A 14745-nucleotide genomic window follows, 5' to 3' on the forward strand; every position below is an offset into this window, starting at 1 on the left:
TCGGAGTACTGGTCGAGCGTCACGATGTTCGCCTTGTTGCGCGTGATCAGCGCGGTCACCGCGGCCACCAGGCCGGGCTGGTCCGGGCCGTGCACGATCAGGCAGGCGTGGTCGCGGAGGGCTTCGGTGTGAACGGTCATGTCGTGCTCCCGGGTCAGGACTGCGCGGCGACGTACTCGCCGGCCCACTGAGCCGTCGCGAGGAGTCCGCCGAAGGTGTAGAAGTGCAGTCTGACATCTCCCGAGCGGGGGTCCTGTGCCAGCAGGCCGGACAGGTCGGTGACGAATTTGTCCGGACCGGCGGTGCCCATGAGGTTGGTCAGGGAGAAGCCGTACTTCTTCACGATCATCGCGTTCGCGCCGATGCCGAAGCGGCGGGCGAAGCCGAGGAGACGCTTGATGCCGGCAGGTCCTGGGGTGCCGATGCGGATTTCGCTGGTGATGCCGCGGTCACGGACGCTGCCGATCCACCGCATCACCGGCTCGGTGTCGAACGCGAACTGGGTGAGGATGACCGCATCCAGTCCCTGCTCGGTCAGCGCCGCGGACTTGTCCTCCAGGTGACGCCAGGATGACGCTGAGCGAGTCCGGGTAGGGGCCTTCGGGTTCGGCCGGGTCGCCGCCGACGCAGAACACGTGCTCGGTCGCGCCGACTTCCTGCAGGCGGCTGAGGAATTCCTCCAGCTGCTCCTGGCTCGACAGGCGCCGGGCGGAGATGTGCGGCACCGGGGTGAATCCGAAGTCCTTGGGCGGAGATGTGCGGCACCGGGGTGAATCCGAAGTCCTTCACGGCCTTCGCCGCCGCGACCCGCATGTCGAGGTCCTCGTTGCCGAGGAACGTGACGTTGATCTTCGTCCCGGCGGGGATGGCGGCACGCGCCTCCTCCAGTCCGGGAACATCCTTACCCGTCATCTCCAGCGAGTAGTCCTGGATCAGTGCGACGGCTGCCGCCGAGGCGGCAGCGGGGGTGTGTCGTGACATGGTGTTCTCTCCCTGTTCAGATCTCGACGAGGTAGCTGGTGAAGCCGCCGTCGCCGCTGGTCACGCCGTTGATGGCTTCGTTGATCTGCTCGAACGGCCAGGACTTCGGCCGGAGCGGCGACATGTCCACCACGCCGTACCGGATCATGTCGGCCAGTTCCAGGCCCTCCGCGGTGGAGAACCATGCCGATCCGATGAGCTCGCGCGACTCGTCCATCAGCCACTTGACGTCCAGGGCGAGCTCACCCGCGGTGCCGCCGATGTTGACGATCCGCCCGCCACGGGCGACGCCCAGCATGGCGTCCTTGAAGGAGTCGAGGGAGGCCACCGCTCCGAGCGTGTCGATCATGAAGTCGGCGCCGATGCCCTCGGTCCGGGAGCGGACCCATTCCGCCGTCCCGCCGTCCGTGTTGGAGAAGATCTCGACGCGATGCGGGGCGAGTTCCCGCAGGCGCTCGAGCAGCGGCACACCTCGGGCGACGGCGAACACCCGGGAGATCCCGAGGGCGAGGGCGAGCATGGTGACTCCGACACCCAGGGTGCCGGTCGCGCCGTTGACGATGAGTGTCTTCCCCGCAAGAGGTCCGAGCTTGCGAACGGCCGAGTAGCCGGTGCCGAGGTAGCCGAGCCGGGTGGCGTCGCGGAACTCCAGGTTGTCGGGGAGTCGGACCATGGCCGCCTGCGGGGCGAGCATGTACTCGCAGAAGCCGCCGTGCGGGTATCGCGCGTACATCTCGAGGCTCCGCTGGTTGAAGCCGAAGTAGCCGGCGAAGGTCCAGTAATCGCACTTTTGCGGGGCACCCGACGTGCACGCGTGGCACGCGCCGCACGACCGGGACGGGTTCACGTAGACCCGGTCTCCGGGCGAGATGCCCACGACCTGGTCGCCGACCTCCTCGACGATGCCGACCGGGTCGAGCCCGAAGATGGCCGGCCGAGGCGGCAGCGGCTCGTGCGGGTACCACGTCTCCCAGTTGGCGAGCACGTTCGCCAGGTTAGGAACCATCCCGCATCCCTTGACGGCGACGACGACGTCGGTCCCGGTGGCGCGGGGGCGTTCGACCTCTTCGATCACCATGGGTTCACCCACCTGATGCAGGCGGGCGGCGCGCATGGTCAGCGGGGATGCGGATTGCTGTCCGAGCGAGCGCTCGGGGAGTGTGGTGGACATCTCGGTTCTCCAGTACGTCGTTGTCGTGGGGTTGGGGGTGGATACGGTCAGTCGGCGCGGGCCGGTTCGGCACCGATGAGGACGAAGCACATGGTCGCGGTGGTGTCGCCGGCGTTCCGCCACGCGTGCCGGGCGCCTCCCTGGATGACGACGTCACCGGCGGACAATCGCCTGGTGCCGCTGTCGAGCTCCAGCCAGATCTCACCGTCCAGCACGATGTCGTAGTCCACCGAGGCGGTCTGGTGCACGCCGGGTGCGTCCGGGTCGAAGCTCGCGGCGAACTCCGGGTAGAAGTCGTGCTGTTCGCGGGCGCTGCGCACGGGATCGAAGTCGGGCGAGAAGTACACGGTGTCCGGGGGGAAGGTGACGATCATGACGACGGTCTCCCCCGGCTTCGGCAGCGTCGGCCGGGTGATCGGGGCGATCTCGTCCCCGCCCACGGGCAGCGTCGCCGGGGACGCCGTGGCGTAGAGCACGGACGCGGTCATGCCCGGCACGGATGCGTAGCGGTAGGTGTTCTCCGCCGGCCCGTCGCTCAGGAAGGTGGACGCACCGTCAACGGTGCCGGTCACGACCCGTCGCGGCACGAACGGGTGGTCAAAACGATTCATAACGCAGTCCCTTTCTGATGAGTCCCTCTCGCAGGGCGGGGCTGACGTCGAGGCTGAGCCGTCCCGAGGCGTACTGGACCCGCTTTTCCTCCTCTGCGGCGACGCGGTCCCGCGCGACCGCGAGCACCCCCTCGGCCGTGGCCGCCCGGACCACGCAGACGCCGTCGTCGTCGGCGACGACGACGTCTCCGGGCGCGATGGCCCGCCCCCCGCACACGATGGGCACCTGCACGTCGGCGAGGGTCTCCTTGACCGTCCCCTGTGCACTGATGGTCTTGCTCCATACCGGGAAGCCCATCGCGCGCAGCGTGGCGATGTCCCGCACCCCGGCGTCGATGACGATCCCCCGGATGCCGAGGGCCTGCGCGGAGGTCGCCAGGAGATCCCCGAAATAGCCGTCGTCACAGGGCGACGTGGGCGACACGACGAGGATGTCCCCGGGCTGCGCCTGTTCCAGCGCGACGTGGATCATCCAGTTGTCGCCGGGCGCCACCTCGCAGGTGAGCGCATTGCCCGCGATCGACACGCCTCCCAGCCGCGGCCGCAGGCGGGTACTCAGCAGTCCGGTGCGCGCCTGGGCCTCATGGACGGTGGCGACGCCGATCTCGGCGAAGGCATCGAGCAGGGCGAGCGGATTGCGCGGTACGCCCGTCATCACGCGTGCCATCTCACTGCTCCCCGGCCGGCCGCGGGACCACGGCGTTCCGGGCGTCCGCACGACGGTCCTCGGCGATCAGGCCCGCGCGGAGCATGACGTCGATCGTCGCGTCGAGCGCGTCGGGGGAGACCTGCAGGCCCGCGGGCCACATCCCGAGGCCCCGGGTGTAATCGAGTCCGCGCCGGGCGAGCTCCGGATGATCCGGTGTCGTGATGCGCTGATAGATCGGACGGGTGATCTCGTCGTTGGCGGGGTCGTTGACGACGGCGTGCGCCTGCGAGAGCACGGCGAGGAGGCGCTCGAGCACCTCCGGGTTGCGGTCGATCCATCCCTCGCTCGCGATGAGCGCCGCGAAGATGATCGACGGGATGGCGTCCGAGACCTCACCGACGAGTTCGTACCCCCGCTCCTGAGCGAGGAAATTCCACGGCGCCGGCTGCGGCGCCGCATCGATGTCCCCGTTCTCGAGGGCCGCCCATCGCGCGGTGTGCACCCCGGACAGGACGAACTCGTAATCCCCGGGGTAGTGCAGGTCGACCGCTTCGAGCATGGCGCGGGTGTAGATCGCGGTTCCCTCCGTCAGCGACGAGGTGCCGATCCGCGCCCCGCGAAGATCGGCCAGGGTCGAGATGCCCGCCCGCGCGACCATAGACATGGGCAGTCGCTCGGAGTTCGACCCCACGATGCGCAGCGGCCCGCCGGCGAGGGAGTCGACGATCGCCCCCTCCGGCGGCGTGATCGCCAGATCGGCCTCGCCATCCCGGACGGCGGCGGTGGCCTTGTCGACGGAGCCCATGCGCAGGTAGTCGATCTCCAGACCGTGCTCGGCGAACAGGCCCTCCTGCTCCGCGACGAAGACAGGGAGCCAGTTGAACCCCTGTGCCCCACCGGCGAGTCGAATTGTCCGTGCCATGGTGTCGTCCTTCTTCCCTCGTGGATGTGGTCAGCGCCCGCGCGCGGTCAGCTGTGCGTCGAGCCGCGGGTACACCCGGCGGGCGTTCCCGGCGAGCACGGCACGGCGGTCGGAAGCGCTCAACGGCAGTTCGTCGATGTAGCGCAGGGTGTCGTCGAAAGGGTGGCCCGTCTCGGGGTCGATCTCCTTGACCGCGCCGAGCAGTTCCGAGCCGAACAGGATGTTCGCGGGGTCGATCACCTCGAACAACAGGTCGATCCCCGCCTGGTGATAGACGCAGGTGTCGAAGAACACGTTGCGTAGGAGGTGCCGCTCCAGAGGCGCCTTGCCCCGCGCGAGCGCCATCCCCCGGAACCGACCCCAGTGGTAGGGCACGGCGCCTCCCCCATGCGGGATGACCAGGCGAAGATCCGGGTGACGCTCGAACAGGTCCCCCTCGAGCAGCTGCATGAACACCGTCGTGTCCGCGGAGAGGTAGGACGCGCCGGTGGTGTGGACGGCGGCGAGCGACGACGCCGAGACGTGGATCATGGCGGGCACGCGGAGCGCGGCGAGCGCTTCCCACAGCGGATCCCACCAGCGGTCGGTCAGCGGCGGCGCGCTCCACCGCCCTCCCGACGGATCGGGGTTCACGTTGCAGCCGACGAAGCCGAGTTCGACGCACCGTTCGAGTTCGGCGATGACGGGCGACAGGTCGCCCTCGACCGTCTGGGGCAGCTGACACACGGCGGCGAAGTTGTCCGGGAACAGGTCGCGGATGCGGGCGATCGTGTCGTTGGACACGCGGGCCCACTCCCGCGCCAGGTCCGCGCCGCCGATGTGGTGTCCCATGCCCGAGGCCCGAGGGGACAGCAGTGTCAGGTCGGTTCCGCGCTCCTGCTGCACGCGCAGCTGGTTGGCCCCGATGATCCGGGACAGTTCCTCGTCGTCGATCCCGGCATACACGGACGGACGCGGGCCGCCCGTGGCGTGGGCGATCTGGGCGCGACGGAAGTCGTGGAACGCGGCCGGTTCGGTGGTGAAATGCCCGTGGCAATCGATCACGAGCTCGGCTCCGGCGTTCTTCGCCGGGTCGGACTCGCCGGATGCGGGGAGGTCGTGCGGGTGCGGCATATCTCCTCCATCGCAGATATATCCGAAGCGCTGTGCAGCGCGGAACGTCGTCGTTCAGGCACCCAAGTGGAGTACCTTCTAGTTTCTAGATACTACACGGTATTTCAATGTGCAGGTGGGTGTCAAGGAAGGACACCGAGCCGCCCGCGCACACGGCGAATGCGCGCAGCGGCGAGCGCCACCGCGGCGCAACGGCGACGGCGAGAGGGACGGACCTCAGTGCGAGGTGGTAGGCGGCTGGGTCGGAGCGCCGTACGCGAGTACGAGCGCCGTCAGTACCTGCCGCACCATCCCGCCCGCCGTGTTGGCGCCGAGGAATCCGGAGATGCCGCCGTACGTCAGGGTGAGGACGGTCCCGCCCAGATCGAGCGCGTCCACCGGAGGCTCCGCGCCGGGGAACAGCTTCTCCAGGAGTAGCGCACCGACCCCCCGCCACTGGTCGACGAACGGGCGCCGGAGGTCATCCGTCAGGGCGCCGTCCCGCCGCGCGCGGCGGAGGAACTCGATGGCGAGCACACCCCACTTGAGCTCGAGATCGCGTTCGTCGCTCCACTGCCCGACGGCTTCGACGATCTCGTGAGCGTCCGTCCGACCGGCGATCACGGCATCGAGGTCGTCGACCGCGGTGCCGATGTAGCCGGCGAGGAGCTGATTGAGGACGTCCTCCTTCGAGGCGAAGTTCGAGTAGAACGCCCCTTTGGAGTAGCCGGCCTCTTCTGCGATGCGGTCGACGGACGCCCCGTCGTAGCCATAGCGGGCCACGACGTCACCCGCCGCCTGCAGGATGCGGGAGCGGGTGAGCGCCTGACTCTGTTCGCGTGTCAGCCTGGCCATCAGCCCCGCTCCTCTTCCGCTCGGCGAGACCGCCGACACGTCGCCGGGGCCCGTCTCAGGGTAGCGCGCCGGCATCGTGACCCCGGTCGGTTACACAGGCGGCCTCGCCTTGAGTCCACGGCGATAGGCGCTCGGCCAGATGCCGTGGCGACCGGGCGCGAGGATTCCCTGCGGATCGACGGCATCCTTGATCCGTTCGACGAAACGGCGATAGGCGTGGTCGTTATAGGAGTACTGCTCGGCGGCGAGGTCCATGAACTCGATGTGCGGGCGGGAGTCGCCGTACCCGAGCTCGCCGAGTTCGAGGATCATGCGGCGCCCGAGCGCGAACGCTCCGCGTGCGGATGACTCGTCCGTCTTGTCGTATCGGATGCCGGCGATGACCACGGCGGACCGTTCCCCGACCACCATGATGCCGGCGCCGAAGTTCATCCCCGCCTCGGCGTAGTTGCGACGCAGCTGCTCGACGACGCGGCGTATCTCGTTGCCGCGCAACGGCACGACCGGCGAGATATCGAGATGGGCGATGTGCGGCGGCGTGCTCTCCAGTGCCTTGAGCGTCGGGATGCCGATGCCGATCTGGGCGGCCGAGCCCGTGAGGGCGTCGTACTCGTCACTCGAGTAGACGTCCGCGGCCTCCACCCGGCCACTGGGGATCGCCTCCCACACGGCCGAGATGCGGCGCAGCTTGTAGGCGATGAGTTCCCGGTCGCCCCAGACGGACGTGCGCACCGCCCAGGCACCGACACCGGCGCGGGCGCCGATCTCCTGGAGTTCGGACGCCGTGAAGGGTTCCGGCCGCGGCGGCACCGGAGCATCCCGGATCATGTGCGCCGCTCGGAGGGTGGAGTACATCGCCGGAACACCCTCCAGCACGCCCGCGAGGCGGAGCTCGCGGATCGCATCCACCGCGGCTTCGAGGTCGGCATCCTCCTCCACGACGAGCGTCACCGGCGCATACGCCTCCGGGAGCCGTTTGAGCCAGACGCCCATCTTGGTGACGATGCCGAGATTCGACTGGATGAACAGCGGGTCGAGCGCCGGGCCGAGGCTGCGCTTGTACGTGTGCCAGCTGGTGCTCCCCGGCAGCGCGCCCTGGCCGGTGCGCAGCAGCTCGCCGTCCGGAAGGACCACCTCGAACCCGGTCGGCATGAGGTAGTCGGCGCCGTAGTGCTGGTAGGTGTGGCCGCTGTCCATCGAGTTGCCGATGATGGAGCCCCAGCCGAGATCGGGGCACGGCGTGAGCAGCGCGTAGCCGGCTTCGCGGGCCGCGTCGTGCAGGTCCTGCCACGTCACGCCCGGTTCCACCACGGCGTAGGCGAGTTCGTCGTCGATCTCCAGCACCCGGTTCATCCGCTGAAACCCTAGCTGGATGGCACCGCGGACGCGAGGGGATGGGCCGCCGTGCCCGAGGTTCCTGCCCTGGCTGTGCGGCCACAGCGGAACCTCGAAGCGATTGGCCAGCCGCACGATGTCCTGCACCTGCTCGACCGTGGTCGGTTGGACCACCGCGGACGCGGCGTACGTCTCGTCGCCCGGGATCCAGTAGGCGTCCTTGAACTCGTCGATGCGGGCACGATCGACGTGGACGCCGTCCCTGCCCACGACATCGATCAGCGCCGCAACGAGCTCATCCGGGATGGCCGGCAGACCGAGCGTGGTCTGTGCGTCTGTCATGGTGCGGGTGCTCTCAGCTCTTCCGGTGGCCGACGTCACTGGACGCCGGACTTGATGACCTTGTCGAAGTACGGCGACGCCGCCACGGTGACGCGGATCTCACGAACGTCGTGGGCGTCGACCGTCGGCCGTGCCGAATCCGGCTCGCCCCACAGCAGCGTGAGCTCCGTCCCGGGGGTCGCGTTCTCCAGGTTCACCAGCGCGGTCGACACCATGCGTCTGCCGTTCGCGGTGTACGAGGGCCACTGGGAGACCCCTGCCCGTTCGCCGCCGCTGAGCACCGCGTCCGACTCGAACGTCGCGTACATCGGGTTCGGAAGTGCGATGAACCGCCCACCGCGCTGCGGCCCGAAGAGGGAGGAGGCGAGGATGTCGCTCACGTCCTCGTCGTTCCATTCCAGCGTCACCTTGGTCCGGCGCTGATCGTCGGCCTTCCGGCGCAGCGCATCGCGACCGAGGAACTCGCGGTTCCAGTCGACGAGGGCGCCGTAGCCGACTTCGATGGGGTCCACGTAGTAGTCGGCGATGTCGTCCGACACGAGGCTCCCGCCGAGAGAACCGATCGTCTCCAGGAAGTATCCGTTCAGCCATTCCCGGTAGGGCTTCATCGCGTCGCCCTGGTAGATGGCCGGCAGCGGCATCGGCATCCAACCCGACTCCTGAGCCGTCGTCGAATACGCGAGGGCGCCGATCTTTCGCAGGCCGTACGCCGCGCCCGCTTCCTGGAACGCCGCCCGCACCGCATCCTGGTCGTCCCACGCCCCGTAGATCTCGAATCCGGGCGTGCCCGCCATGCCGTGACGCAGGGCACGAACGGTCTTGCCGGCGATGCGCAGCTCGCCGATCCCGAAGAAGCTGACGTCCGGGACGCTGCCGCCCGCCACCTCCGTGACGAGCGCGAGTGCGTTCGGGCCCTGGATCTGGAAGCGGAAGACGTCACGCGGCGCCACCACGGCGGACCAGTTGTCGTTCTTCTCGGCGGTCAGCTCGTGCGCCGTGCGCTCGGCGTTGAACAGCAGCCAGTCGCTGGCGAACGGAGCACCCACGATCCGGAAGAAGTCCTCGTCCTCATGGAAGATGATCGCATCGGCGATCAGATTGCCGTCGGGGGCCGCCAGCACCAGCTGCTTGGCGCGCCCCACGGGGAACGTGTCGAGCTTGTTGACCGCGAACTCCTTGAGGAAGGGGATGACCTCCGGCCCGCGGAGATGCAGTTCGGTCATGTGGTACGACTGCTCCAGGAGCGCCACGCTGTCTTTCCAAGACCGGACTTCGTCACGCCAGTTCGTGAATTCGGCCGGGATGCCGGGGAAGACGTAGGGGCCGAGGGCGGAGCTGCGCAGCAGCGGGACGGGTCCGCCTGCGGTCTGGATCAGGCTCTCGAGGGTGGCGGATGCGGGGATGTTCATGGGTGGTCCTTTCCTGTCCGCTTCGTTGCGGACGATGTGCACTGAGGAGGGGCGGGATGCCGATCAGCGTCCCTTGATGACTTTCTGGAAGTAGGGCGACGGCGCCACGGTCACGCGGATCTCCCGGAGGGAGTTGCGCCCGACGTTGTCGCGCGCACTGTCCGGCTCGCCCCACAGGAGCGTGAGTTCAGTGCCGGGCTCCGCCAGCGAGATGTCGATGATGCCGTGGGAGAGCACGTGCCGCGCGTTGGCGGAGTAGGACATGTACTGCGAGAAGCCCACGGTCGTGCCGTTATGCTGCACCGCGTCGGCCGCCCAGGTCGCGTACATCGGCGAAGGCAGCGCCAGGAACTGCGCCCGGTCGCCCTCACCGAAGAGGGCCGAGTCGTTCACCGCCTCGACGTCCTCGTCGTTCCAGACGAGGGTGACCTTCGTTCGGCGGCGATCCGCCGCGCGGGCGGCGAGCGCATCCCGGCCGATGAACTCACGATCCCAGTCGATGAGGTTCTGGTACCCCGCCTCGATCGGATCCACGTAGTAGTCCTCGATGTCGTCCGAGCGCAGGCTGCCGCCGAGCGAGCCGAAGGATTCGAGTGAGAACGCGCTCGTCCACTCGCGATACGGACGGAGTTCGTCGCTGTGGTAGATGGCGGGCAGGGGGAGCGGAAGCCACCCCGACTCCTGCGCGGTGGTGGAGTAGGCGAGCGCGCCGACCTTGCGGAGGCCGAACTTCTCCCCCCCGACGGCGAAAGCGTCCCGCACCGCATCCTGGTCCGCCCACGGGCCGTAGAACTCGAACCCGGGCTCACCGGCCATCCCGTGCCGCAGGACGCGGATCTGCTTGCCGGCCACGGAGACCTCCGCGATGCCGAAGAAGCCCACAGTGGGAAGATCCCCGTCGATCACCTCGGTGACGAGCTCGAGGGCCTTCGGGCCCTGGATCTGGAAGCGGAAGACGTCTCGGGGCGCCTCCACGACCGACCAGTTGTGATGCAGCTCCGCGGTCACGTCCCGGTCGCTGAGCTCCGCCTGGAACTGCACCCAGTCGAGTGCGAACGGCGCACCCACGAGGCGCAGGAAGTCCGCCTCCTCGTGGAACAGGATCGCGTCGCCGATCAGGTACCCGTCGGGGCTGGCGACGACGAGCTGCTTGGCCCGCCGGACCGGGAACGGGTCGAACTTGTTGATCGCGATGCCGGCGAGGAAGGGGATGATCTCGTCGCCCCGCAGGTGCAGTTCGGACATGTGGTACGACTGCTCGAGGAGAGCCACCCCGTTCTTCCAGGCGCGGACCTCGTCCCGCCAGTTGGTGAACTCCGGCGGGATGCCGGGGAAGACGTAGGGGCCGAACTGGCCGGGTCCGCGCAGGAGCGAGACGGGGCCGCCCGCCTCCTGGATGCGCTGTTCGAGGGTGGGGTGCGGGTCGTGCGGGGTCATTTCGGTACTCCTTCGTACGGGTCTGGGAGACGGGAAGTTCGTGAGGGTCAGGGTGCGGGACTGGTCGCGCGTTCCGGTGACGCCGCGGTCGGGATGCCGGTGGTGCCACGGCCCGCACGCCGGCGGAGCGGGAGCGACCGGCGGATGGCCGCGGTCCGGGCCGACGTCTTCTCCCACTGGGACAGGCCGACCGCGGCGAGCAGCGCCACCCCATTGAACAGGTCGCTGATGTAGGGGGGCGCACCGACGAGCTGCAGACCCTTGATGCCGGTGGCGAGCACGTAGACCGCGATCACGGTCCCCCAGATGTTGAACCGGCCGCCCTTGAACTGCGTCGACCCGAGGAAAACGGCGGTCAGCGCCGGCAGCAGCAGCCCGGGCCCCACGGTCGGTTCCCCGGTATTGAGCCGGGACGTGAGCAGGACACCGGCGATCGCGGCGATGACACCGCCGGCGACCAGGGCGCCGATCTTGACGCGCGTGACGTGGACACCGGCGAGACGCGCGCCGTCCGGGTTGTACCCGGCGGCGTACATGCGGCGACCGACGGGGGTGCGCTCCAGCACATACCAGGCGACGACCGCCAGCAGCAGCATCAGGTACGTCGGCACGGTGATCCCTAGCACCGTGCCGGTCGCGATCCCCCGGAAGCCGTCCTGGAGTCCGATCACCTGCTTGTTCGACGACATCCACGCGAGACCTGCGAGGAGGATCGAGCTGAGTCCCAACGTCGCGATGAACGAGTCGATGCGCCCCTTCGTGATGATCAGCCCGGAGATCAGGCCGATCAGCGCACCCATCAGCAGGGTGAGCGGGATCGCCACGGCGAAGGGGATGCCGATGCGTACCTGCAGCACCGCGATGAGGATGCCGGCGAAACCGACTTCGGCACCGATCGCCAGGTTGAAGGAGCCGGTCACCAGCGGGATCATCACCGCGATCGCGGCGATGACGGTCACCGCCTGGGCATCCAGCAGCGTCCGCCACACCCCCTCCTGCAGGAAGGTGCGCGGGGTGATGATCGAGAAGATCGCGAAGATGATGAGGAAGATGTAGATCGCGCTGATATTCCGGAAGGACAGGGCCTTCAGCCATCCCCCGCGTACAGATGTTTCGGTGCTCATGCAGAGCGTTCCTTTCGTTCCGACGACGTATCGGCCAAGCCATAGCCGTGCATGACGAGCGCCGCCTCGGTGAGAGCGTCGCCCTCGAGCTCGGCGGCGACCCGGCCATCCCGGAGGACCAGCACGCGGTCGCAGAGGCGTACCAACTCCTTGGCATCCGACGAGCAGACGAGCACCGCGACGCCCCGCTCGGCGGCCGCGTCGATCTCGTCGTAGATCGCCTGCTTTGCGCCGATGTCGACACCCTGCGTCGGTTCTTCCAGGAGGAGCACCCGAGGGGCGTTCCGAAGCCACTTGGCGAACACGATCTTCTGCTGATTCCCGCCGCTGAACTGTGAGAAGGCCTGTTCGGTCCGCGCCGGGCGGACGTCGTAGCGCGCGACGAGCTCACGGGCCAGCTCTTTCTCCTTTCGTGCGCGGAGCACCCCGACCGGGCCGGTGATGCTCCTCAGCTCCGGAAGCGTGATGTTCTCCCTGGCGTTCATCGCACGGATGCCCCCGAGGCGGCCCCGGTCACCGGCGACGAAGGCGAGCCCCCGCCGTACGCTCTCGCGCGGCGCGCGGCGCGCGTACGGCGCACCGGCGACGGTGAACCGCTCGGCGTGCGAGGGGGTGCTGCCGAAGACGAGCGCCGGGACCATGTCGCGCCCGGAGCCGAGCACGCCCGCGACGCCGACGACCTCACCGGCGTGCACCCGAAGGTCCACGCCCTGGATGCCGGCACCGGTGAGACCCGTGATGTCGAGCGCGACGTCCCCGTTGACCCGGTGGGGCTTGGCGGCGCGGGTCTCCGCCGCGGACGCGCCGGTGACGAACTCGATGAGCTCGTCATGGGACAGCGACCCCGTCGCCACGTCGGCGACCTTCCGGCCGTCGCGCAGCACGGCAACCCGGCTCGCGAGCCGCATGACATCGTCGAGACGGTGCGAGATGAAGACCACGCCCGCGCCCGCCGCCGCGACACGGCGGACGGCCTCGAAGAGGATGTCGGTCTCGGTGGCGTGCAGCGCCTCGGTGGGTTCGTCCAGGATGAGGACGTTGCGCGGGTGGGCCCATCCGTCCAGGGCACGCGCGATCGCGACGATCGCCCGCTGTGCCGGCGCGAGCGCCCCGACGGGCACGGTCACATCGAACGCTTCGCCGAACCGGGAGATCATCTGCCTCGCACGGGCGACCTCCCGGGCACGACGGGTGGGACTCAACGCACCGAGCCCCCGCCCGTCGATGATGCCGAGATTCTCGATCGTGCTGAGCTCCCCGACGAGCCCGAGGTCTTGATGAATGATGTGCAGTCCGGTCGTCTCGCCCCCCAGCGACGCGAAGCGGACCTCTCCCCCATCGGCCTTGTACACGCCGGCGAGGATCTTGACGAGGGTCGACTTGCCCGATCCGTTGTGCCCGACCAGGGCGAGGATCTCGCCACTGTCGACATGAAGGTCGACCTCGTCGAGCGCCCGAAGGCCGGGGAAGTCCTTAACGAGCCGCACCGCCTGCATCAGCGGCGCGGTCTCTGCCGTGCGTGGTGCAAGCGGCGCGGTCGTCGTCATCGTCCTACTTGCCCCACAGCTCGGCGAAGGAGTCGGGCATCTCCGGGTACGCGACGAACCCTTCCGGATAGTCCGCAGCCGTCGCGGGCGTGACGATACGGGAGATCGCCTTCACCCACGGCTTCCAGTCGTCGTACGCGACCTCCATGCCCATGTTTCGGCGAAGACCCTCGTCGAGCATGAACCAGGTGTACTCGTTGTAGTCGACCGCATAGCCGGCGATCTGCAGGCCGTTCGCGATCTGCTCGATGTTCGGCGGCAGGGAGGACTGGCCGATCCCCGGCACGTCGATTCCGGCCAGATCCTGCTTGGCCTTTAGACCGATCTGCATCTGGTCGGCCGGGGTGATGAAGAAGGCGGTTTCCGGGTGCGCCTGGAGGTCGCTGACGATCGCATCGCCCGCCGTCGTGTCCATGGTGGTGACCGGGATCTCGACCACGCGAAGGGTGCAGTCGGCGCACGTCTGGGCGAAATACTCGTTCGCCGCGTCGAGCTGCACCTGCGAGAAGCTCAGCTCGGGGATGCTGTAGAACACGAAGTCCGTGGCCGTGCCGCAGGTGAACGCCAGAGCGGATGCCGCCAGCACCTGTCCGTTCACGACGGAAGCGCCGTGCCCGGAGTGGGAATCGAGCAGCCCGAAGTCCTCGGCGTTGCTCGATCCGGCGTACACGACGGTGGTCCCCGCACTCTGCAGGGCTTCGAGCTGGCTCTGGAAGAAGGTGGCGTCGACGGCGGCGGCGATGAGGATGTCGGGCGCGCTCTCGACGACCGTGCTCACGGCGGCGTTGATGCTCTGGGCATCGAGGCCGGTGTCCACACGCTGCAGCTGCACGCCCGCGGTGGCGCCGGCCTGCTCGAGGCTCGACCAGATGATCGAGGACACGGCCGAGCCGTTGTCGAGGTAGGCGACCGTGGTGGTCGGGTCGATGGGTTCGACCAGCGGTTCGGTCTGCGGGAGCCCGGTGGATGCCTCCTCGAAGTAGGAGACGAGCTCCTGGGCGGCGTCGAGGTCGACGCCCTCCAGCGGCTCCCCCGAGCAGTTGCCGTCGGCGTCGCGGTAGACGACCGCGGCGTCGCCGCCGTCGCCTTCGCTCCCACCGGTGGAGGAACAGCCGGCCACACCCAGCGCCACCAGGGCGACTGCAGATGCGAGGCCTGCGCCTCGCAATCGATACGTACGCATCATCTTGCCTCTCTCTAACGACAGCGTTGTCGGATGGCAGACGTCCTTGCCTGCCAGGGACAAGAGATCCGACCAGTTGAAATACCG

General features: G+C 68.6%; 14 protein-coding genes. All 14 read right to left on the minus strand.

Features of this window, described 5'->3' with window-relative positions; all coding sequences use genetic code 11:
• The coding region (locus NT132_RS03475) for an ACT domain-containing protein (RefSeq protein WP_297784961.1) at positions 1-140 on the minus strand (140 nt) is incomplete at its 3' end.
• A gap of 14 nt (positions 141-154) precedes the next feature.
• Positions 155-475 carry a hypothetical protein gene (locus tag NT132_RS14345; protein WP_366940347.1) on the minus strand — a complete coding sequence of 107 codons (321 nt, stop codon included), beginning with the start codon at positions 473-475 and terminating at the stop codon, positions 155-157.
• A 522-nt stretch (positions 476-997) separates the two neighbouring features.
• Complete coding sequence (locus NT132_RS03485) at positions 998-2152, minus strand: alcohol dehydrogenase catalytic domain-containing protein (protein ID WP_297784825.1); 1155 nt, start codon at positions 2150-2152, stop codon at positions 998-1000.
• Positions 2153-2199: 47 nt separating this feature from the next.
• Positions 2200-2763, minus strand: coding sequence for a cupin domain-containing protein (locus tag NT132_RS03490; RefSeq protein ID WP_297784828.1), 564 nt, complete (start codon positions 2761-2763; stop codon positions 2200-2202).
• The gene (locus NT132_RS03495) at positions 2750-3430 is read right to left on the minus strand and encodes a 4-carboxy-4-hydroxy-2-oxoadipate aldolase/oxaloacetate decarboxylase (RefSeq protein WP_297784831.1); all 681 of its coding nucleotides are present in this window, start codon (positions 3428-3430) and stop codon (positions 2750-2752) included. The genes NT132_RS03490 and NT132_RS03495 overlap by 14 nt, the downstream gene beginning before the upstream one ends.
• Before the next feature lies 1 nt (position 3431).
• Positions 3432-4334 carry an ABC transporter substrate-binding protein gene (locus NT132_RS03500; protein WP_297784834.1) on the minus strand — a complete coding sequence of 301 codons (903 nt, stop codon included), beginning with the start codon at positions 4332-4334 and terminating at the stop codon, positions 3432-3434.
• A gap of 30 nt (positions 4335-4364) precedes the next feature.
• Complete coding sequence (locus NT132_RS03505) at positions 4365-5447, minus strand: amidohydrolase family protein (RefSeq protein WP_297784837.1); 1083 nt, start codon at positions 5445-5447, stop codon at positions 4365-4367.
• A 216-nt stretch (positions 5448-5663) separates the two neighbouring features.
• Positions 5664-6281 carry a TetR/AcrR family transcriptional regulator gene (locus NT132_RS03510; protein ID WP_297784841.1) on the minus strand — a complete coding sequence of 206 codons (618 nt, stop codon included), beginning with the start codon at positions 6279-6281 and terminating at the stop codon, positions 5664-5666.
• A 90-nt stretch (positions 6282-6371) separates the two neighbouring features.
• On the minus strand, positions 6372-7958 hold the full coding sequence (locus NT132_RS03515) for an FAD-binding oxidoreductase (protein ID WP_297784844.1): 1587 nt from the start codon (positions 7956-7958) through the stop codon (positions 6372-6374).
• A 35-nt stretch (positions 7959-7993) separates the two neighbouring features.
• A complete protein-coding gene (locus tag NT132_RS03520; protein ID WP_297784847.1) occupies positions 7994-9367 on the minus strand; it encodes an aminomethyl transferase family protein in 1374 nt (457 codons plus the stop codon).
• A gap of 63 nt (positions 9368-9430) precedes the next feature.
• Positions 9431-10804: an aminomethyl transferase family protein gene (locus NT132_RS03525; protein WP_297784850.1), complete on the minus strand. Its 1374-nt coding sequence runs from the start codon at positions 10802-10804 to the stop codon at positions 9431-9433.
• A gap of 47 nt (positions 10805-10851) precedes the next feature.
• Positions 10852-11928: an ABC transporter permease gene (locus NT132_RS03530; RefSeq protein ID WP_297784853.1), complete on the minus strand. Its 1077-nt coding sequence runs from the start codon at positions 11926-11928 to the stop codon at positions 10852-10854.
• Complete coding sequence (locus tag NT132_RS03535; RefSeq protein ID WP_297784856.1) at positions 11925-13475, minus strand: sugar ABC transporter ATP-binding protein; 1551 nt, start codon at positions 13473-13475, stop codon at positions 11925-11927. Before NT132_RS03535 ends, NT132_RS03530 begins: the two co-directional genes overlap by 4 nt.
• A 4-nt stretch (positions 13476-13479) precedes the next feature.
• A complete protein-coding gene (locus NT132_RS03540; RefSeq protein WP_297784859.1) occupies positions 13480-14661 on the minus strand; it encodes a substrate-binding domain-containing protein in 1182 nt (393 codons plus the stop codon).
• Positions 14662-14745: the final 84 nt, after the last annotated feature.

Source organism: Microbacterium sp., assembly GCF_026393345.1.
Lineage (GTDB): Bacteria > Actinomycetota > Actinomycetes > Actinomycetales > Microbacteriaceae > Microbacterium.

Excerpts from the sequence above, each read along its gene's own strand:
- NT132_RS03495 (WP_297784831.1), bottom strand. The coding sequence starts at position 3,430 with ATGGCACGCGTGATGACGGGCGTACCGCGCAATCCGCTCGCCCTGCTC.
- NT132_RS14345 (WP_366940347.1), bottom strand. The coding sequence starts at position 475 with ATGCGGTGGATCGGCAGCGTCCGTGACCGCGGCATCACCAGCGAAATC.
- NT132_RS03500 (WP_297784834.1), bottom strand. The coding sequence starts at position 4,334 with ATGGCACGGACAATTCGACTCGCCGGTGGGGCACAGGGGTTCAACTGG.
- NT132_RS03520 (WP_297784847.1), bottom strand. The coding sequence starts at position 9,367 with ATGAACATCCCCGCATCCGCCACCCTCGAGAGCCTGATCCAGACCGCA.
- NT132_RS03525 (WP_297784850.1), bottom strand. The coding sequence starts at position 10,804 with ATGACCCCGCACGACCCGCACCCCACCCTCGAACAGCGCATCCAGGAG.
- NT132_RS03485 (WP_297784825.1), bottom strand. The coding sequence starts at position 2,152 with ATGTCCACCACACTCCCCGAGCGCTCGCTCGGACAGCAATCCGCATCC.
- NT132_RS03505 (WP_297784837.1), bottom strand. The coding sequence starts at position 5,447 with ATGCCGCACCCGCACGACCTCCCCGCATCCGGCGAGTCCGACCCGGCG.
- NT132_RS03530 (WP_297784853.1), bottom strand. The coding sequence starts at position 11,928 with ATGAGCACCGAAACATCTGTACGCGGGGGATGGCTGAAGGCCCTGTCC.
- NT132_RS03515 (WP_297784844.1), bottom strand. The coding sequence starts at position 7,958 with ATGACAGACGCACAGACCACGCTCGGTCTGCCGGCCATCCCGGATGAG.
- NT132_RS03510 (WP_297784841.1), bottom strand. The coding sequence starts at position 6,281 with ATGGCCAGGCTGACACGCGAACAGAGTCAGGCGCTCACCCGCTCCCGC.
- NT132_RS03490 (WP_297784828.1), bottom strand. The coding sequence starts at position 2,763 with ATGAATCGTTTTGACCACCCGTTCGTGCCGCGACGGGTCGTGACCGGC.
- NT132_RS03540 (WP_297784859.1), bottom strand. The coding sequence starts at position 14,661 with ATGATGCGTACGTATCGATTGCGAGGCGCAGGCCTCGCATCTGCAGTC.
- NT132_RS03535 (WP_297784856.1), bottom strand. The coding sequence starts at position 13,475 with ATGACGACGACCGCGCCGCTTGCACCACGCACGGCAGAGACCGCGCCG.